The sequence below is a fragment of the Pseudomonas sp. CP4 genome, assembly GCF_047758505.1.
Taxonomy (GTDB): domain Bacteria; phylum Pseudomonadota; class Gammaproteobacteria; order Pseudomonadales; family Pseudomonadaceae; genus Aquipseudomonas; species Aquipseudomonas fluorescens_AO.
The window spans coordinates 3,793,395-3,813,500 of the sequence record NZ_CP180489.1; the positions used below are offsets into that span (position 1 = coordinate 3,793,395).

Here is a 20,106-nt window from a genome sequence, read left to right on the forward strand (position 1 = left end):
CCGCTTTCAAGACGTGACGCGGAGCGTCACAGGATGCATTCCCACGCGGAGCGTGGGAACGATCAATCTACGCGGTCCTTAGAGGATGCGTACGCGCAGCGAACGGCCCTTGATCTTGCCGTCGTTCAAGCGCTGCAAGGCCTGCATGGCTACGGTGCGTTCCACGGCCACATACGCCTGGAAATCGAAGATCGCAATCTTGCCCACTTGCGCACCGGGAATGCCCGCTTCGCCGGTCAGTGCGCCAAGAATGTCGCCCGGGCGCACTTTGTCTTTGCGGCCAGCGCCGATGCACAGGGTAGTCATCGGCGGTTGCAGCGGTGCCAGGCCCTGGGACTTGAGGTTGTCGATCTGATCCCAGTTCAGCGGCGCTTTCTGCAACTGTTCAATGGCTTGCGCACGATGAGCTTCGGACGGCGCGACCAGGCTGATGGCGATGCCTTTCTCGCCCGCGCGACCGGTGCGGCCGACGCGGTGGATGTGGATTTCCGAATCGCGCGCCAGCTCGACGTTGATCACCATGTCCAGCGCATCGATGTCCAGGCCACGGGCGGCGACGTCGGTGGCGACCAGCACCGAGGTGCTGCGGTTGGCGAACATCGCCAGCACCTGATCGCGGTCACGCTGTTCCAGATCGCCGTGCAGGCCGACGGCGGAAATGCCTTTGGCGGTCAGGTGATCGACGGTTTCCTGAACCTGCTGCTTGGTGAAGCAGAACGCCACGCAGGACGCCGGACGGAAGTGGTGCAGGACTTTGGTCACTGCGCTCATGCGCTCTTCCGGGGAAATCTCGTAGAAGCGCTGCTCGATCTGCGTGTCGTCGTGGAAGGCTTCAGCCTTGACGGTCTGCGGATCGCGCATGAATTTCGAGGCCAGTTGCTTGATCCCCACCGGGTAGGTCGCGGAGAACAACAGAGTCTGGCGCCGCTCGGGGGTCTTGATGATGATGTCTTCGATGGCGTCGTAGAAACCCATGTCGAGCATGCGGTCGGCTTCGTCGAGGATCAGCGTGTTCAGGCCGTCGAGCACCAGCGAACCCTTGCGCAGGTGCTGCTGAATGCGCCCCGGAGTGCCGACGATGATGTGCGCGCCGTGCTCCAGCGAAGCGATCTGCGGGCCGAACGACACGCCACCGCACAGGGTCAGGACCTTGATGTTGTCTTCAGCGCGGGCCAGGCGACGGACTTCCTTGGCCACCTGGTCGGCCAGCTCGCGGGTCGGGCAGATCACCAGCGCCTGGCACCCGAAGTAGCGCGGATTGATCGGGTTGAGCAGGCCGATGCCGAACGCGGCGGTCTTGCCGCTGCCGGTCTTGGCCTGGGCGATCAGGTCCATCCCCTTGAGGATCACCGGCAAGCTCTGCGCCTGGATCGGCGTCATCTGGGCATAACCGAGTGATTCGAGGTTAGCCAGCATGGCGGCGGACAGCGGCAGAGTATTAAAAGCGGTGGCGATGGTGGTCACGGGACTGGCCTGCAAAACAAAATGTCGCGCAGTGTAGCAGCCCCGTGCCCGTTTCCTCGACAGTTCTGGACGAACAGCGATTGAACCCCAGGCAGGGATTACCTGTGGCGAGGGGATTTATCCCCGCTGGGGTGCGTAGCGCCCCCCCAAAAAGATGAATGCGATCAGCCTGACTGGCCGAGGCGACAGCAGAAGCAGAGGGGTGCTACGCGCCCCAACGGGGATAAATCCCCTCGCCACAGAGCTCTCCCCCCACACATCAGTGCTCGATGTGCTCTTCCGGGCGCTTGGCACGCCGGCCGTCTTCCTTGGACAGCTGCGAGAAGATCGTTGCCGCCAGCATCGCCATCACGCCGACCGTGACGAAGGTCAGCTGGAACGCGCCGAGCACGGTTTCCACGCCGTCGTTGCCGACCTTCGCAGTGAATCCCCCAAGCAGCGCACCGGCGCAAGCCACGCCGAGGCTCAGCGACAACTGCGCGACCACCGATAGCAAACTGTTGCCGCTGCTGGCGCTGGCATCGTCAAGGTCGATCAGCGTCACCGTATTCATTGCAGTGAATTGCAGCGAGTTGATCGCACCGAGCACCGCCAGCAGGCACAGCAGCAGCCAGTACGGCGTCTGCTCGCTGACCAGGCCCATGCTCGCCAGCATGATCCCCAGCGCCAGGGTGTTGCCGGTGAGGACGATGCGATAGCCGAGGCGTTCGATCAGCGGCCGCGCGACCCACTTGGCGATCATCGCCGCAGCGGCCAGCGGCAACATGCTCATCCCGGCTTGGGAGGGGGAGTAACCCAAGGCCACTTGCAGCAACAACGGCACCAGAAACGGCAGGGCGCCGCTGCCCAAGCGTGCGAACAGGTTGCCGAGAATACCGACGGCAAACGTGCGGGTCTTGAACAATGACGGCGCGAACAACGGATTGTCGATATGCCCGGCGCGCAGCCAGTACGCCGCCAGACAGGCCATGCCGGCGAACAGCAGCAACATCACCCGCAGGTGCGGCAGGTGCAGTTCGCCGAGGCCTTCCATGGCAATGGTGATGAGGATCATCGCCGCGCCGAACAGCAGAAAACCAAGGCTATCGAAGCGCGTGCGCTCCGTACCGCGCAGGTCGGGAATGAACTTCCACACCGCATAACAACCGATCACCCCGACCGGCAGGTTGATCAGGAAGATCCAGTGCCACGTCACGTACTCCACCATCCAGCCACCCATGGTCGGGCCGATCAGTGGACCGAGCAGACCCGGAATGGTGATGAAACCCATGATCCGCACCAGTTCCGAGCGCGGGTAGGCGCGCAGCACCACCAGCCGCCCGACCGGCAGCATCAGCGCACCGCCGAGGCCCTGAATCACCCGCGCACCGATGAGCATGCTCAGGCTGCTGGATAACGCGCAGAGCAACGAGCCGAAACTGAACAGCAGAATGGCGCCGAAGAAGATTTTCTTGGTGCCGAAGCGGTCGGCGATCCAGCCGGAGGCCGGGATCAGCAGGGCCACGGTGAGCATGTAGGCGATGATCACGCCCTGCATGCGCAACGGGTCTTCGGCCAGATCGCTGGCCATGGCCGGCAGCGCGGTATTGAGGATGGTCCCGTCGAGGGACTGCATGAAGAACGCAATGGCGACGACCCACGGCAACCAGCGTGCGGTGATGGCGTCGAGAGGCGGGCGGTTGGGCATGGAACCTCTTGTGGGTGGTTAATACAGATTTTTGTTCAAACATGAAACCCTGTGGCGAGGGGATTTATCCCCGCTGGGTCGCGCAGCGGCCCCAAAAAAGCGGGACTGCTGCGCAGTCCATCGGGGATAAATCCCCTCGCCACAGTTTCTATTCCAACAGTTGATCCCCTGTGTGCCGGGGAGCTTTGTTTTACAGCGTTAGGGTCAACCGGCTGACCAGCGCTCCCGGCAGCAGCGATGACGAGGTATTGCGCTGGCTGTAGGTACTGGCCGACAGCAGCAATTCGCGTTCGGTGGTCAACGCTTCCAGCTGCGAACCGAGCAGGTTATAGGCGCTGTCGTCGAAACGCATGGTGCTGACCGGCGCCTGGATTTCGCCGTTCTCGACCCAGAAGGTCGCGAAACGGGTCATACCGGTCATGCGCGCCGCCGGTTGATCCGAGTAGTTCAGGTACCACAGGTTGCTGATGTACAGCCCGGTGCCCAACTGCTTGAGGATCTCTGCTTGCGACAGATCACCGGCGGCCATGTTCAATGCACTGGGCATCTCGCCACCGCCCGCACCGTTCGCCGCCAGACCGTATTCGGCGGCGCTGCGCGAGCCGACCAGTTGATCACCGGCCCGGCCTTCGATGATCAGACGCAGATCGCTGCGCGGATAACCCTCGGCGGAAAACGCCGGGCTCAGGGATTCGCTGACTTTCTCGTCCAGCGACACCAGCGGACTGAACGCCTGATCGCCGACGTAGAGTTTCTGCAACGGACTGCTCTTGCTGGCGATCGACTGGGCCGAGAACCCGCCCCAACTGAGCATGCCCATGATTTCTTCCAGCGCTGCCGGTGCCAGATAGGCGCGGTACTGTCCCGGTGCCAAAGTGCGTAACGGTCGGCCGAGAAACTCCAGCTGTTCGCGGGCCTGGGCGAAACGCCGGGCGAAGCCCTCGTCGCTCCAGTCGTGCCCGGCGTAGCTGGCCTTCACCGCTTCGCCGTTTTCGTGGAACAGGCTGAAGTCGAAATTGAAGCTGTTGGCTTCATGCCAGCCGAACGCGCCGGCGGAACTGGCGAAACCGCGGCTGATCGGGCCGGCAGCATAGAAGCCGACCAGATCGAGACCTTCAGCGGCAGCGCAGATTTGCCCGACGACATCTTCGGTGTCCGGCAGCGGATGCGCTTGTACGTGCGTGCTCTGCCAGCTGTTGTGATTGAGCAGCAGGTACGGATCCTGCGGCAGCAGCGGCAAGGTTTCGCGCAGTTGTTGCAGACCTTCGGCAAGCCGTTGCAGATCGGCTTCCTGATCCCCGGACAAGGTAATCTCCAGGTCGGCGTGGCGACCGTCGTTGATCAGTTTCAGGCCGACGTCAGCTTGTTGGACCTGCCCGGCCTGACGCACCTTGGCGTGATTGAAACGCACGAACGCCGACGTTTCGCCGGCATAGCTGAGCGTGAACTGTTCCGGCTCGCGTACGCTGTCGCGCAGCCAGTTGACCATGACCTTGAAGGCGTCGGACTGACGCTTCGAAATGCTCATCAGGCGTCTCCCCCAAACACATCAATGTTGCTGAATACGCAGGCCGGCGAAGCGTGGCCGACGCGAATCACCTGGTTCGGTTCGCCCTTGCCGCAGTTCGGCGTGCCCAGCACCCTGACGGTGTTGGCATCGCCGACGGCGCGCAGGCTTTTCCAGAAGTGCGCGGAAATGGCCCGGTAGTTGGGATTTTTCACCACGCCTTTAAGTTCACCGTTCTCGATCAACTGGGCCCATTCGCAGCCGAACTGGAATTTGTTGCGCGCATCGTCGATCGACCACGAGCGGTTGGTGCTCATCAGAATGCCATGCTCGATACCACCGATCATCTGCTCCAGCGTCTGATCGCCCGGCTCGATATTCAGGTTGGCCATGCGGTCGATCGGCGGGCGGTTCCAGCCGCAGGCGCGGCTGTTGGCAACGCCATCGAGGCCGGCACGATATTGCGACAGTGCCCCGCCCAGTGGTCGCAGCAAGAGGCCGTCGCGAATCAGGAATTGTTTGCTCGCCGCAGTGCCGTCGTCGTCATGGCCGTAGCTGGCTAGTTCTTCGGGGATGCCCGGATCGAAGGTTACGTTGAGCAGGTTCGAGCCGTATTGCAGGCTGCCGAAATCGCTGGTCTTGACGAAACTGGTGCCGGCGTAATTGCGCTCATCGCCGAGGATGCGGTCGAGCTCCAGCGGGTGACCGATGGATTCGTGGATCTGCAACATCATCTGATCGGGCATCAGCAGCAGGTCGCGCGGGCCTTGCGGCGTGTTCGGCGCGAGCAGCAGTTGCAGGGCCTGATCGGCGACTTGCGGACCGGCACCGACCAGGCCGCAGCGGCTGATGACATCGGCGCCACCCTGTTGGCCGAAGTTCTCGCGACCGAGGCTGCGGGTCTGGCTGTCGTTGCCGTCGTAAGCGGTGACGTCGAGGCTTGGATAAACGAAGCGCTGGGCCTGACGCAATTCGGCGCCGGCGCTGCTCAGGTAGATCTGCTCGACATGGGTGATACCGATGCTCACCTGCCAATTGACCAGGCGCTCATCCTTGGGCACCGAGGCGGATTCCGCACCAAGCAGATCGAAGCATTCGCTCAGGGACGGGAAGGGCTGTTCGAGGTTAGGCGAAAAATAATCCGCGCGGTCGCTGGAAAGCGGCTGCTCGCGCAGATCGAGCAAGGCGTGCGGCTTGAGGCGGCGGGCCTGTTGCTCGGCGCGTTCGAGGGCGGCTTGCAGGCCTTGTTGCGAGAGGTCATTGGTCGCCGCGTAGGCTTCGACGCCATTGACGCGCACGGTAAGCATCGCCCCTTCATCGCGGCTCAGGCTCGGCGGTTCGGCGACGTTCTTGCGCACCGACAGAAACTGCCCGGACTCACGCACATACCGCAGGGAAAAAAATTCAGCGCCCGTGCGCAAGGCAGCGAAGCGCTGCTTGAGCTGGGGGTGGAAATCGAACATTCGGGAACCTCCTTGTAATGGAGTAGCGGCATGGCGACAGCGGGGAGGGATGAAACGATTGCGCGAGGTCTAGAGTAGGCCTGCGTGGGGGTAGGATCAAGTGAAGAGGGGGTGTAGGAGGATTTACTGTGCAGCAGAGGAATTTGTGCTGGTTGTGAGGGCCTCATCGCTGGCAAGCCAGGCTCCCACAGGTTTTTTGCTGAACACAATATGTGTGAACGACGCAAAGCCCTGTGGGAGCTGGCTTGCCAGCGATTAGCCGTGACGCGGTGTCATGTCTTACTGGGTAACGGGGGTGATATCACGCATCGGCTTGCCTTTGACCGGTGCACCATTGGCCACGTAGTAAGCGGCATTGCTGCGCGGCAGCGGCTTGCGGCCGCGGATCTTGTCGGCGATTTTCTCGGCCATCATGATCGTCGGCGCGTTGAGGTTGCCGGTGGTGATGATCGGCATGATCGAAGCATCAACCACGCGCAGGTTCTGCATGCCGTGCACACGACCCTCGCCATCGACCACGGCCATCTCGTCGGTGCCCATCTTGCACGAGCAGGACGGGTGGAACGCGGTTTCGGCGTGCTCGCGGATGAACTTGTCCAGTTGCTCATCGGTTTGCACGTCGATGCCCGGGCTGATTTCCCGGCCACGGAATGCGTCCAGTGCCGGCTGCTGCATGATTTCACGGGTCAGGCGGATGCCGTCGCGGAATTCCTGCCAGTCCTGCTCAGTGGCCATGTAGTTGAACAGGATGCTCGGGTGCTGGCGCGGGTCCTTGGATTTGACCTGGATGCGGCCACGGCTCGGCGAACGCATGGAGCCCATGTGCGCCTGGAAACCGTGCTCTTTCACGCCGTTGCTGCCGTTGTAGTTAATCGCCACTGGCAGGAAGTGGTACTGGATGTTCGGCCATTCGAATTCCGGACGCGAACGGATGAAACCGCCGGCCTCGAACTGGTTGCTGGCGCCGATGCCGGTGCCGTTGAACAGCCACTCGGCACCGATGGCCGGCTGGTTGTACCAGAGCAGCGACGGGTACAGCGAGACCGGTTGGGTGCAGGCGTATTGCAGGTACAGTTCGAGGTGATCCTGCAGGTTTTCACCGACGCCTGGCAGGTCGTGAACCACCGGGATGTCGAGGCTTTCCAGCAGTTTCGCCGGGCCGACACCGGAGCGCTGCAGAATCTGCGGCGACGCGATGGCACCGGAGCACAGCAGGACCTCCTTGCGCGCCCTGGCTTCCACACGTTCTTCAGCGTCACCAATCAGGTAACGCACGCCGACCGCACGCTTGCCTTCAAACAGAATCTTGTCGGTCAGGGCGTGAGTGACGATGGTCAGGGTCGAACGCTTCTTGGCGATGTCGAGGTAGCCACGGGCGGTGGAAGCACGGCGGCCGTTCGGCGTCACGGTGCGGTCCATCGGGCCGAAGCCTTCCTGCTGATAACCGTTGAGGTCTTCGGTGCGCGGGTAACCGGCCTGGACGCCGGCTTCAACCATGGCGTGGAAAAGCGGGTTGTTGCCGGCTTTCGGCGTGGTCACGCTGACCGGGCCGTCGCCACCGTGGTAGTCGTTCGGGCCGATGTCACGGGTTTCGGCTTTGCGGAAGTACGGCAGGCAATCGAGGTACGACCAGTCTTCCAGGCCCGGCAGTTTCGCCCAGCCGTCATAGTCCATGGCGTTGCCACGGATGTAGCACATGCCGTTGATCAGCGACGAACCACCAAGGCCCTTGCCGCGACCGCATTCCATCCGGCGGCCGTCCATGTGTGGCTCCGGATCGGTTTCGTAGGCCCAGTTGTAGCGACGCCCCTGCAGCGGGAACGCCAGTGCGGCGGGCATCTGGGTGCGGAAGTCGAGGCGGTAATCCGGGCCGCCCGCTTCGAGCAGCAGAACGGTGACGCCTTCGTCTTCAGTCAGACGGGTGGCAAGTGTGTTACCTGCAGAACCGGCGCCGATGATGATGTAGTCGTATTCTTGAGTCATAAATTCTCCTGCGGGAGCTACAAGCCACTAGCTTCAAGCTGCAAGAAAAAGCAGCGAGCTGTGGCTTCGAAATCGGGGAGGCCGGCAAGCCCAAACTGCTTTTACTTGCAGCTTGAAACTTGCCGCTTGCAGCTGATCAGCTAGCTGATCAGAACACCGAGACGTAATCGCCCAGCTCGACCTGTACCGATTTGATGCGGGTGAAGTTGTTCAGCGAGCTGATCCCGTTCTCACGGCCCACGCCCGACTGCTTGTAGCCGCCGACCGGCATTTTTGCGTCGGACTCGCCCCAGGCGTTGATCCAGCAGATACCGGCTTCCAGTTGATGAATCACGCGGTGGGCGCGGTTCAGGTCGCGGGTGACGATGCCGGCGGCCAGGCCGAAGTCGGTGTCGTTGGCGCGGCGGATCACTTCTTCTTCGGTTTCGTAGGAGAGGATCGCCATCACCGGGCCGAAGATTTCTTCGCGGACGATGGTCATGTCGTCGGTGCAGTCGGTGAACACGGTTGGCGCAACGAACGCGCCTTTGGCGAATTCGCCGTCGGTCAGACGACCGCCGCCGCACAGCACGCGTGCGCCTTGTTCTTTACCTTTTTCGATATAGGCCAGCACGCTTTCCATGTGGGCGAAGCTGACCAGCGGGCCGAAGTTGGTGTTCTCGTCTTCCGGGTTGCCAACGCGGATGCGGGCAACACGCTCAACGACCTTGGCTTCAAAAGCGGCTTTCAGATGCGCCGGTACGAACACGCGGGTGCCGTTGGTGCAGACCTGACCGGAGCTGTAGAAGTTGGCCATCATCGCAGTGTCGGCGGCGCGATCGAGGTCGGCGTCGTCGCAGATGATCAGCGGCGACTTGCCGCCCAGTTCCATGGTCACGTCTTTGAGCGACGAAGCCGAAGCGCTGGCCATGACTTTCTTGCCGGTGTCGGTGCCGCCGGTGAAGGAGATTTTTTCGATGCGCGGGTGCTCGGTCAGCCAGGTGCCGACTTCGCGGCCGCTGCCGGTCAGGACGTTGAACACGCCGTTCGGCACGCCGGCTTCAGTGTAGATCTCAGCCAGTTTCAGGGTGGTCAGCGAGGTGACTTCGCTTGGCTTGAAGATCATCGCGTTACCGGCGGCCAGGGCTGGAGCGGATTTCCACAGCGCGATCTGGATCGGGTAGTTCCACGCGCCGATACCGGCGACCACGCCCAGCGGCTCGCGACGGGTGTAAACGAAAGAGGTGTCACGCAGCGGGATCTGCTCGCCTTCGATGGCGGGCACCAGGCCTGCGTAGTATTCCAGCACGTCAGCGCCGGTGACGATGTCGACGTACTTGGTTTCGGAGAAGGATTTGCCGGTGTCCAGGGTTTCCAGTGCGGCCAGCTCATCGTTGCGCTCGCGCAGGATGTCGACGGCGCGACGCAGGATGCGCGAACGCTCCATGGCGGTCATCGCGGCCCAGACTTTCTGGCCTTTTTCGGCGCTGACCACAGCGCGCTCGACATCTTCCTTGGTCGCACGTTGCACCAGTGCGAGGACTTCACCGTTCGCCGGGTTGATGGCTTCGAAGGTGGCGTCGCTGCCGGCGTCGGTATACGCGCCATCGATGTAGAGTTTTTGCAGTTCGAAACGGGCCATAGTGTCCTCGCAAGTGCATTGGTGGTTGGCGTTGCCCACCGCGATCACGCTGCGGTGGAGTTCAGGGGCTGAGCGTTTTCTGTGTGCTCTAGCTCACCTGCTTGGCCAATTGGAAATCCATGTATTCGTAAGCGATCTGTTGCGCCTGAGCGGTGTCGAAAGCGTCTCCGGACAGCGCGCCGCGCAACCACAAGCCGTCAATCAACGCTGCCAGACCCCGGGCGGCGCTGCGCGCATCTTCGAGCGGCAGCACGCGGCGGAACTGGCAGCACAGGTTGGAATACAGACGGTGATCGTTGATCCGCTGCAACCTGTGCAAAGACGGCTGGTGCATGCTGGTGGCCCAGAAGGCCAGCCAGGTTTTCATTGCCGGGCCATTGACCTGGCTGGCGTCGAAGTTGCCTTCGATGATCACCTGCAGATGCGCCCGTGGGCTGTCATCTGCCAGCGCCTGACGGCGCGCGGTGACGCTCTCGCTGAGGGCGGTCATCAGGTACCGCATCGTGGCGGCGATCAGGCCGTTCTTGTCCTGAAAGTAATGACTGATGATGCCATTCGAGACACCGGCCAAACGGGCGATCAGCGCAATGCTGGCGTCCCCCATTCCGACCTGATCGACCGCTTGCAAAGTGGCTTCGATCAATTGTTGGCGGCGGATGGGTTGCATACCGACCTTGGGCATCTTGCACATCTCCTTAGGCCTTCCGAGGGGCGAATGACGCCGATCGGATTGAGGGCCAGTCTATTTTGTTTTGATTGAACGTTCAATCAACAAAGAATAAGATCTGCGACAATTCGTCGCTGCCTACAGAAAATTCCTACGTGTGATGACGATAAAAACCGACACCTGAAACGGCTCGAAACCTGCGTGGGGCATGGCGCGGTTCGCGATTCGATGGACGTGTTGAAAGGGCAAGACGCTCGGGGCCAGGTTTCGGATGAACGTCCGTCGCCTCTGGCCACGAAAGCGAATACGCAACGCCATTTCGGCAGGTTCGGGCTTTTTTCGGAGTGTCTTTATATCACCCGCCGGTCGGCTGCCAACTAACCGATTGGTCGGGTTCCGTGATGCCTTGTGTTCTTCTCTCGCACTGCCTGGAGCATTTGTGCCATGAGTTCTGCCTCGCTAATAAAGACCCCGCCCGAGAAGGTGACGGTCAACGGTTGGGTGTTCTACACCTCGACCGCGCTGATTCTGTTGTTGACCGCCATTCTGATCATCGCCCCGCAAGAGGCCGGCAGAATGTTAGGGATGGCCCAGGCCTGGTTGTCGCGCAGCTTCGGCTGGTACTACATGGTGGTGATCGCCGCCTACCTGGTGTTCGTGGTCGGTCTGGCGTTTTCCTCGTACGGCAAACTCAAACTGGGCAGCAAGGACGACACCCCGGATTTCAGTTACGGCGCCTGGGCGGGGATGCTGTTCTCGTCGGGCATCGGCATTTCGCTGCTGTACTTCGGCGCGTCCGAGCCGCTGGATCACTACTTCAATCCGCCGGAAGGCACCTCGGCCAGTAATCTGGCGGCGCGGCAGGCGGTGCAACTGACCTTCCTGCACTGGGGCCTGCACGGCTGGGCGATTTACGCTTTGGTCGGTCTGGCCGTGGCGTATTTTGCCTATCGGCATAACCAGCCGCTGGCCCTGCGTTCGGCGCTGTATCCGCTGGTCGGCGAGCGTTGGGTCAAAGGCGCGGCCGGGCACGCGGTGGACGGCTTCGGCATGTTCGTGACCCTGCTGGGTCTGGTGACCAACCTGGGGATTGGCTCGCTGCAAGTGTCGTCCGGGCTGGAAAACTTGTTCGGCATGGAGCACAGCAACACCAACCTGCTGATCGTTATCATCGTCATGAGCACCGTGGCGACCATCGCCGCAGTGTCCGGTGTGGAAAACGGCATCCGTCGTCTGTCCAACCTGAACATCGTGCTGTTCAGCGGCCTGCTGATTTTCGTCCTGCTGTTCGGCCCGACCCTGCATCTGCTCAACGGCTTCGTGCAGAACATCGGCGACTACCTCAACGGCGTAGTGCTGAAGACCTTCGACCTGTACGTCTATGAAGGCGACAGCGCCAAGTCCGATCGCTGGCTGGGCCTGTGGACGCTGTTCTACTGGGCCTGGTGGATTTCCTGGGCGCCATTCGTGGGCATGTTCATCGCGCGGATTTCCCGTGGCCGCAGCGTACGTGAACTGGTTGCTGGCGTGCTGCTGATTCCGCTGGGCTTCACTTTGGCGTGGCTGTCGATCTTCGGCAACTCGGCGCTGGATCTGGTGATGAATCAGGGCGCGGTGGAGTTGGGCAAGACGGCGCTGGAACAGCCGTCGATGGCTATCTATCAGTTGCTTGAGCATTACCCGGCGTCGAAAGTCGTCATCGGGGTGTCGATCTTTGTCGGCTTCGTGCTGTTCCTGACCCCGGCCGACTCCGGCGCGGTGATGATGGCGAATCTTTCCTGCAAGGGCGGCAACGTCGACGAAGACGCGCCGCACTGGCTGCGGATCTTCTGGTCGGTGGTGATCACGCTGGTGACCATCGGCCTGCTGTTCGCCGGCAACTTCGAAGCCATGCAGACCATGGTGGTGTTGGCCGGCCTGCCGTTCTCGGTGGTGCTGATCTGCTTCATGTTCGGCCTGCACAAGGCGATGCGCCAGGACGTGCAGATCGAACAGGAGCAAGCGCAACTGGCCGAGCGCGGACGCCGGGGTTTCAGCGAGCGCCTGACGCAACTGGATCTGCAGCCGAGCCAATCGGTGGTGCAGCGCTTCATGGACAAACACGTCACCCCGGCGCTGGAAGATGCAGCGGCGCAATTGCGCAATCAGGGCATTGAAGTGCAGACGCTGCTGGGCAAGGCCAAGCGTTGCATGGGCGTGAGGGTCGAGATGGAAGAGGGCAACCCTTTCGTTTACGAAGTGAGCCTGGATGGTTATCTGGCGACCCCGACCGAGTCGGCGCAATCGGATGAAGCGCGTCAGCGTTATTACCGCGCTGAGGTGTATCTGCACAATGGCAGTCAGGACTACGACTTGATGGGCTTCACCCCGGAGCAGATTACGCGGGATGTGCTCGATCAGTTTGAAAGCCATCGGCAGCTCCTTGGCCGGGTGTATAGCTAAACCTTGAGATTCAGCGGTGCAGTCAGCTGCACCGCTGAACCATTGTGGCGAGGGGATTATCCCCGTTGGGCTGCGAAGCAGCCCGGAAACCGTCAAACGCGGTTTTACTCAATTACCGCGATTGACGACTTGGGCCGCTTCGCGCCCCATCGGGGATAAATCCCCTCGCCACAAGTTCTCTGTTTGCAGTTGAATATCTGTACGAACAAAAACGCCGCGATAGTCTCGCGGCGTTTTCGTTTCTGCGGGTTTACCCCAGATTCTTGCCCAACAACGCGTGATACAACTCGCTGTCGCCCAGAATCCCCACCACATGATTGTTATCGTGCAGCACCAGCTTGTTGCCGGTCTGATAACGGATCTGCAGCGCGTCACGCATGCCGATGTTCGAGTCCACCAGCGTTGGCTTGCGCTCCAGGCCTTCCACCGCTTGCCCCGGTGCCCAGTTCTGCAGATTCAGCACTGAACCGTTCTGCCGTGCGCCTTTGATGGTGTTGCCTTCGGCCAGGTCCAGCCACGAGTCGCCGCCCGGATCGAGGCACACCGAACCGTTGATGCGTTTGCACTTGTCCAGGGTGCGCATCAGGCTGCGGCCGCAGAGCACGTTGAGCGGATTGGTGTGGGCGACAAAGGTGCGCACATAGTCGTCCGCCGGGTTGAGAACGATCTCTTCCGGCACGCTGTACTGGATGATCCGGCCGTCCTTCATGATCGCGATACGGCTGCCGAGTTTCAGGGCTTCATCGAGGTCGTGGCTCACAAACACGATGGTCTTGCTCAGCTTGCGTTGCAGCTCCAGAAGTTCATCCTGCAGGCCTTGGCGGATCAGCGGGTCGAGAGCCGAGAACGGTTCGTCCATCAGCAGAATGTCGGCGTCCATGGCCAGCGCGCGGGCGAGGCCGACGCGCTGCTGCATGCCGCCGGATAGCTCATCAGGCTTCTTGTTGCGCCACTGGGTCAGGCCCACCAGTTCAAGTTTTTCGTCGACCAGTTTCTTGCGTTCCTTCTCCGGTCGGCCCTGCATCTCCAGACCGAAACTGATGTTCTCGCGCACTGTCAGCCAGGGCATCAGGGCGAACTTCTGGAACACCATGGCAATGCGCTTGGTGCGCATCATCTTCAGCTCGGCGGGCGTGCAGGACGCGATGTCGATCTGGCGGTTTTCATGCTCGACGAACAGCTTGCCGCGACTCACGGTGTTGAGGCCGTTGATGCAGCGCAGCAGGCTCGACTTGCCCGAGCCGGAAAGGCCCATCAGCACGCAGATCTCGCCCTTGTTGATGTCCAGCGTGGCTTTTTCCACGCCGACGATCTGCCCGGTCTTTTTCAGGATCTCGTTGCGGGTCATGCCCTGATCGAGCAGCTTGAGCGCCTCGCGCGGATCCTTGGAGAAGATTACGTCAACGTCTTCGAAGCGAATTATGCTCATGCGTCACCCCCTACTTTAGCGTCGGGTTGTTTGCAGATACGGTCGAGCATGATCGCCAGCAGTACGATTGCCAGGCCTGCTTCGAAGCCCAGCGCAATATCAGCAGTGTTCAGTGCGTTGACCACCGGTTTGCCGAGTCCGTCGGCGCCGACCAGTGCCGCGATCACCACCATCGACAGCGACAGCATGATGCACTGGGTGATGCCGGCCGCGATGCTCGGCATGGCGTGCGGCAGTTCGATCCGTGAGAGTAGCTGGCGGCGCGAGCAGCCGAAGGCCTTGCCGGCGTCCATCAGTTCTTGCGGGACATCGCGGATGCCCAGGTAGGTCAGGCGGATCGGCGCCGCGATGGCGAAGACCACCGTGGAAATCAGGCCCGGAACCACACCCAGCCCGAAGAGGGTCAGGGTAGGAATGAGGTAAACGAAGGTCGGTACGGTCTGCATCAGATCGAGCACCGGCCGCATCATGGTGTAGAACATCGGTTTGTGCGCGGCGACGATGCCCAGCGGCACGCCGATCAACACGCAGACCAGGGTGGCGAACAACACCTGGGCGAGGGTTTCCATGGTTTCCTGCCAGTACCCCAGGTTGAGGATCAGCAGGAACGAGGCGACCACGAACGCGGTCAGGCCCCACTTGCGTTGAATCAGATGGGCGATGATGGCGATCAGGCCAATCAGCACCAGTGGGTTGAACCAGGTCAGCGCAAACGTCACGCCGTGGATCATCGTTTCCAGTGTCACGGCGATTGCGTCGAAGGTGTTGGCGCCGTGTTGCGTCAACCATTCGACGAAGCCCGCGATGTACTGGCCTAAAGGTATTTTCTGATCAATCAGCATGGTAGTGAACGTCCGCATGCAAGGAAATTAACAGCCCGGGCAGGCACGCCTGCCCGGCATAAGCGGTGCCTTTCAAATCAAGGCGCGAGCTTGGCTTTCACGGCCTCCAGGCCTGGTTTACCGTCAATGGTGGTCACGCCAGCGAGCCAGGTATCGAGCACCTGTGGATTCTTTTTCAGCCAGGCCTTGGCGGCCGCGTCAGGCTTCATCTTGTCGTCGAGGATGTTGCCCATCAGTTCACTTTCCATGTCGACGGTGAACTCCAGGTTTTTCAACAGTTGACCGACGTTGCTGCATTCTTCGGCGTAACCCTTGCGGGTGTTGGTCGCCACGGTGGCTGCGCCGAAATCGGGGCCGAAGAAGTCGTCGCCGCCGGTCAGGTATTGAATCTTGAAGCGCTTGTTCATCGGATGCGGTGCCCAGCCGAGGAAGACCACGGCGGTGTCGCGCTTCTGCGCCCGGTCGACTTGCGAGAGCATGCCGGCCTCGGAAGATTCGACGATCTTGAAGCCTGCGGTCTTCAGGCCGAAGGCGTCCTTGTCGATCATGCTCTGGATCAGCCGGTTGCCGTCGTTGCCCGGCTCGATGCCGTAGATCTTGCCGTCGAGCTCTTTCTTGAATTTGGCGATGTCGGCGAAGTCATGCAGGCCTTTGTCGTACAGGGCTTGCGGCACGGCGAGGGTGTACTTGGCGCCCTTGAGGTTGGTGCGCACGGTGTCGACGGTGCCGGCATCGCGATACGGCTTGATGTCGTTCTCCATGGTCGGCATCCAGTTACCGAGAAACACGTCCATGTTCTTGCCGTCGGCCAGCGACTTGTAGGTCACGGGCACGGAGATCATGGTGGTTTTGGTTTTGTAGCCGAGGGCGTTGAGAACAACAGAAGTGGTGGCGGTGGTCGCGGTGATGTCGGTCCAGCCGACATCGGAGAAGTTAACGAGGCTGCACTGTGCCGGTTCTGCGGCTTGCGCCAGTAACGGCAGACTCAGCAGGGCGGCCAACAACAACGACGGGGAACCTTTCATGGATGGACTCCTTGGTGTTTTTTTTGGCAGTGTTCCGACTGTGGACCACCGCACTTATGGGTTGCGGTTGGTGGCGTTCTGACGACAGCTCTACCGCAGCGCCTTGCAATCGAGTCATCCCGATCATGTACCAGTGAAAATCTGACGCCTACAGGGAGGGTCGTATCCAGTACAGGGATGGTCGCTTCCAGTGTCGGTGACGTCGCTTACAGCTTTTTTCCGCCCCCGATGACCTGCTCAACGGCATAAAAACGGCGTATTTGCGGGGCGAAAACGTAACGACGCTGCTGGACATGACTGCGTCGGTGTCAGACGCCGAGCGCGCCGACAAAAGCCCGATGATGCCGGCATTCGGCGGATCGCAGCTTGAGCGTAGCAGCTCCGCCAGCGGGCGCTTTTGCCGCCCGGACCGGTATTCTCAGGAGCTTCGCAGCAATGGCTATCAGCGTTTTCGACCTGTTCAAAATCGGCATCGGCCCTTCCAGTTCCCACACCGTCGGGCCGATGCGCGCCGCCGCATTGTTCGTCGAGTCGCTGCGCGGCAAGCATCAGCTGGAACAGGTGCGGCGCATCGAGGTGCAGTTGTTCGGATCGCTTTCCGCCACCGGCATCGGTCACGGCAGCGACAACGCAGTGATCATGGGCCTGATGGGCGAGTGGCCGGACGCAATCGACCCGGCGCAGATCGGCCCGCGCATTCAGGCGCTGCGGGAAACCCATACGTTGTTATTGGACGGTCGCCTGTCGGTGCCGTTTGTGTGGGCGCGGGACATGCGCCTGATCGATGAAAACCTGCCATTCCATCCCAACGCCATGACGCTGGTGGCCGAAGGCGAGTTCGGTGAGCTGCACCGTGACACCTACTACTCGGTCGGCGGCGGCTTTGTCGTTGATGAGGCGCAAGCGTCCAGTGGTGTGGTCGATCTGGATCGCACCGAATTGCCTTACGACTTCTCCAGTGCGGTCGAGCTGCTGGAGTTGTGCAAAACGCACAACCTGCGTGTTGCCGAACTGATGATGGCCAACGAAAAGGTCTGGCGCAGCGAAGAAGAGATCCGTGCCGGGCTGATGAAGCTGTGGCGGGCGATGCAGGATTGCGTCGAGCAAGGCCTCAAGCACGAAGGCATTCTGCCCGGCGGCCTGAACGTGCGGCGGCGTGCGGCGAAGTTGCACCGCAGCCTGCAAGAGCTGAATAAGCCCAATGTCATCGGCTCGACCCTGAGCGCGATGGAATGGGTCAATCTGTTCGCCCTGGCCGTCAATGAAGAGAATGCCGCTGGCGGGCGCATGGTCACTGCACCGACCAACGGCGCCGCGGGGATCATCCCGGCGGTGCTGCACTACTTCATGAAATTCAGCGAGGCAGTCACTGACGCCAACGTCGTCGACTATTTCCTCGGCGCGGCGGCAGTCGGCATTCTGTGCAAGAAGAATGCTTCGATCTCTGGGGCCGAGGTCGGCTGCCAGGGCGAGGTCGGTTCGGCCTGCGCCATGGCAGCGGCGGGGCTGGCGGAGATTCTTGGCGCCACGCCCGAGCAATTGTGCAACGCGGCGGAAATCGGCCTGGAGCACAACCTCGGCCTGACTTGCGATCCGGTCGGCGGGCTGGTGCAAGTGCCGTGCATTGAGCGCAATGCGATTGCGGCAGTGAAAGCGATCAACGCGGCGCAAATGGCCCTGCGCGGCGACGGGCAGCACTTTATCTCGCTGGATCGGGTGATCCGCACCATGCGCGATACCGGCGCCGATATGCATGACAAATATAAAGAAACTTCGCGCGGTGGCTTGGCGGTCAGTGCGGTTGAGTGCTGAAACGGCGTTGCCCTTATCGCTGGCAAGCCAGCTCCCACAGGTTCTTCAGTGTTGATGCCATTTGGTTCACACCACAAATCCCTGTGGGAGCTGGCTTGCCAGCGATAGGGCCAGACCAGTCAAAACTGCTCGACAAAAGAACACCCCGATTCAGCCACGCCACCTTTTGGCGCGTCGCAATCAGACAAGCGTCACTGTCAATCGTGACTTGTCAGTCGCTACTCGACCGTCCGTCGTCCGTGCTTGCGGTGACACTCTGTGCAAATCCGCTGCAGGCCCGTTCCCACAAGTGCTACCGATCTGCTCACAGGCTGCGCGGCAGGGCTCTGGCGGCGCCTGATGGCACTTCGAAATAGCGTGTTCCGAGGTCTCGTATAGACGCGTCGCGAGGTCGTTTTCAGGAGTTATTGAATGGCCGTCCAATTTCAGGCACGGCAATTGCTCTGTCATAACAAAGCCTGCTTTCTCCGTGAGACGCGGGCAATAACAAGAGCCTCCGCCTGAGGCCGCCACCCGCTTTGTGTGAGGAGATACCGCGATGACGTCGTTCAACTCCGGGGCCCAACCCCAGAACCGTGCGCCTCAATCCATCGGCTTTCTGCTGCTGGACAATTTCACGCTGATTTCCCTGGCGTCCGCCGTTGAGCCACTGCGCATGGCCAACCAGTTGTCCGGTCGCGAGCTGTATCGCTGGAGCACCCTCACCGTCGATGGTGGCCAGGTCTGGGCCAGTGACGGTCTGCAGATCACTCCCGACGCCTCCATGCACAAAGCCCCGCAACTGGACACCGTTATTGTCTGCGGCGGGATCGGCATTCAACGCACCGTGACCCGTGAACACGTCTCGTGGCTGCAAAGCCAGGCGCGTCAGTCCAAGCGTCTTGGCGCGGTGTGCACCGGCAGTTGGGCGCTGGCCTGCGCCGGTCTGCTCGATGGCTTCGATTGCAGCGTGCACTGGGAATGTCTGGCGGCGATGCAGGAAGCCTTCCCGCGGGTGGCCATGAGCACACGCTTGTTCACCCTCGACCGTAACCGCTTCACCAGCTCTGGCGGCACCGCGCCGCTGGACATGATGCTGCACCTGATCAGCCGCGACCACGGTCGTGAACTGTCGGCAGCGATCTCGGAAATGTTCGTCTACGAACGCATCCGCAACGAACAGGATCACCAGCGCGTGCCGCTCAAGCACATGCTCGGCACCAACCAGCCGAAGTTGCAGGAAATCGTCGCGCTGATGGAAGCCAATCTGGAAGAGCCGATCGATCTGGATGAACTGGCGGTGTATGTCGCGGTGTCGCGTCGACAGCTGGAGCGGTTGTTCCAGAAATACCTGCACTGCTCGCCGTCGCGCTATTACCTGAAGCTGCGGCTGATCCGCGCCCGGCAACTGCTCAAGCAGACGCCGATGTCGATCATCGAAGTGGCGTCGGTGTGTGGTTTCGTCTCCACGCCGCATTTCTCCAAGTGCTACCGCGAATACTTCGGCATCCCGCCGCGTGATGAGCGCGTCGGCTCCAACACCACCCAGCAAGTGGCGATGCTGCCGCTGCCGCAAGCGATCGTGATGTCGCCGCTCTCGGGGCCGATGTCGGCGCTGAGTCAGGCGCGCAATGAGTCGACGTTTGCCAGCGTAAGGCTGTAGACCGAGTCTGATCGTTCCCACGCTCTGCGTGGGAATGCAGCCCGGGACGCTCTGCGTCCCAAAAGGCCGAACGCGGAGCGTCCGTTGAGGCATTCCCACGCAGAGCGTGGGAACGATCAGGTAGGCGCGAGCCTGCTCGCGAAGGGGTTTCTCAGGCGCTGTGGGACTGCTGGTAATCCGAAAGGGCCGGCAACAACTGTTTATCGATCGCCTGGCGCACCGCCGGCTGAATGCTGGCGCCGCTGGTGTACATGTCCTTGACCATCTTGCGCAGTTCAAACGCGCGAACGTTATCCAGGCCACGCACCGCACACTCGCAGGCCTGCTCGGCGGTGGTGCCGCTCGGCACCTGAATACCCAAGGCCTTGAGCTGGCCCAACAGATCTTCCTGGTCGATCAAATCGGCGTACATCATCACGCAAATCCTTCTGTGGCAACGGAGGTCTTGGCTCGATTCTGGTGGCCCCGACCGGACCCGGCAAGGGCGTTTTGTCGCCGTGGCCGGGACGACTATGAACAGGT

General features: G+C 61.3%; 14 protein-coding genes. 3 read left to right on the top strand and 11 right to left on the bottom strand.

Annotation, left to right across the window (positions count from 1 at the left end; translation table 11 throughout):
- Positions 1–78: 78 nt before the first annotated feature.
- The 7 genes from dbpA to betI form a co-directional block, all read right to left on the bottom strand.
- Positions 79–1,464: an ATP-dependent RNA helicase DbpA gene (gene dbpA, locus ACMYUN_RS16965; protein ID WP_024014613.1), complete on the bottom strand. Its 1,386-nt coding sequence runs from the start codon at positions 1,462–1,464 to the stop codon at positions 79–81.
- Between the two features lie 259 nt (positions 1,465–1,723).
- Positions 1,724–3,151 (bottom strand): multidrug transporter subunit MdtD, encoded by a 1,428-nt coding sequence (gene mdtD, locus ACMYUN_RS16970; protein ID WP_415761194.1) that lies wholly within the window; start codon positions 3,149–3,151, stop codon positions 1,724–1,726.
- Between the two features lie 190 nt (positions 3,152–3,341).
- The gene (locus tag ACMYUN_RS16975) at positions 3,342–4,679 is read right to left on the bottom strand and encodes a TldD/PmbA family protein (protein WP_129997780.1); all 1,338 of its coding nucleotides are present in this window, start codon (positions 4,677–4,679) and stop codon (positions 3,342–3,344) included.
- Complete coding sequence (locus tag ACMYUN_RS16980) at positions 4,679–6,121, bottom strand: TldD/PmbA family protein (protein WP_039757618.1); 1,443 nt, start codon at positions 6,119–6,121, stop codon at positions 4,679–4,681. Before ACMYUN_RS16980 ends, ACMYUN_RS16975 begins: the two co-directional genes overlap by 1 nt.
- A 279-nt stretch (positions 6,122–6,400) precedes the next feature.
- Positions 6,401–8,104 carry a choline dehydrogenase gene (gene betA, locus ACMYUN_RS16985; RefSeq protein ID WP_415761197.1) on the bottom strand — a complete coding sequence of 568 codons (1,704 nt, stop codon included), beginning with the start codon at positions 8,102–8,104 and terminating at the stop codon, positions 6,401–6,403.
- A 148-nt stretch (positions 8,105–8,252) separates the two neighbouring features.
- Entirely contained in the window at positions 8,253–9,725 is a 1,473-nt protein-coding gene (gene betB / locus ACMYUN_RS16990) for a betaine-aldehyde dehydrogenase (protein ID WP_137214271.1), read from the bottom strand.
- An 88-nt stretch (positions 9,726–9,813) separates the two neighbouring features.
- Positions 9,814–10,407 (bottom strand): transcriptional regulator BetI, encoded by a 594-nt coding sequence (gene betI, locus ACMYUN_RS16995; protein ID WP_042561476.1) that lies wholly within the window; start codon positions 10,405–10,407, stop codon positions 9,814–9,816.
- 486 nt (positions 10,408–10,893) lie between these two features.
- On the opposite strand from betI, the gene ACMYUN_RS17000 reads away from it, so the two are divergent.
- Complete coding sequence (locus tag ACMYUN_RS17000; RefSeq protein WP_223259140.1) at positions 10,894–12,834, top strand: BCCT family transporter; 1,941 nt, start codon at positions 10,894–10,896, stop codon at positions 12,832–12,834.
- 250 nt (positions 12,835–13,084) lie between these two features.
- Here ACMYUN_RS17000 and choV read toward each other — a convergent pair whose 3' ends face one another.
- The 3 genes from choV to ACMYUN_RS17015 form a co-directional block, all read right to left on the bottom strand.
- Positions 13,085–14,263 carry a choline ABC transporter ATP-binding protein gene (gene choV, locus ACMYUN_RS17005; protein ID WP_016772804.1) on the bottom strand — a complete coding sequence of 393 codons (1,179 nt, stop codon included), beginning with the start codon at positions 14,261–14,263 and terminating at the stop codon, positions 13,085–13,087.
- Positions 14,260–15,105, bottom strand: a complete 846-nt coding sequence (gene choW / locus ACMYUN_RS17010) for a choline ABC transporter permease subunit (protein ID WP_016772805.1) — start codon at positions 15,103–15,105, stop codon at positions 14,260–14,262. Before choW ends, choV begins: the two co-directional genes overlap by 4 nt.
- A 77-nt stretch (positions 15,106–15,182) precedes the next feature.
- Positions 15,183–16,130, bottom strand: a complete 948-nt coding sequence (locus tag ACMYUN_RS17015) for a choline ABC transporter substrate-binding protein (RefSeq protein ID WP_016772806.1) — start codon at positions 16,128–16,130, stop codon at positions 15,183–15,185.
- Between the two features lie 435 nt (positions 16,131–16,565).
- Here ACMYUN_RS17015 and ACMYUN_RS17020 point away from each other — a divergent pair, with 435 nt between their 5' ends.
- Both ACMYUN_RS17020 and ACMYUN_RS17025 read left to right on the top strand, forming a co-directional pair.
- Positions 16,566–17,942 carry an L-serine ammonia-lyase gene (locus ACMYUN_RS17020; protein WP_122506100.1) on the top strand — a complete coding sequence of 459 codons (1,377 nt, stop codon included), beginning with the start codon at positions 16,566–16,568 and terminating at the stop codon, positions 17,940–17,942.
- Positions 17,943–18,480: 538 nt separating this feature from the next.
- The gene (locus ACMYUN_RS17025) at positions 18,481–19,584 is read left to right on the top strand and encodes a GlxA family transcriptional regulator (protein WP_129997777.1); all 1,104 of its coding nucleotides are present in this window, start codon (positions 18,481–18,483) and stop codon (positions 19,582–19,584) included.
- Between the two features lie 151 nt (positions 19,585–19,735).
- On the opposite strand, the gene ACMYUN_RS17030 is transcribed toward ACMYUN_RS17025, so the two are convergent.
- Positions 19,736–19,999 carry a hypothetical protein gene (locus tag ACMYUN_RS17030; RefSeq protein ID WP_016772808.1) on the bottom strand — a complete coding sequence of 88 codons (264 nt, stop codon included), beginning with the start codon at positions 19,997–19,999 and terminating at the stop codon, positions 19,736–19,738.
- Between the last annotated feature and the right edge of the window lie 107 nt (positions 20,000–20,106).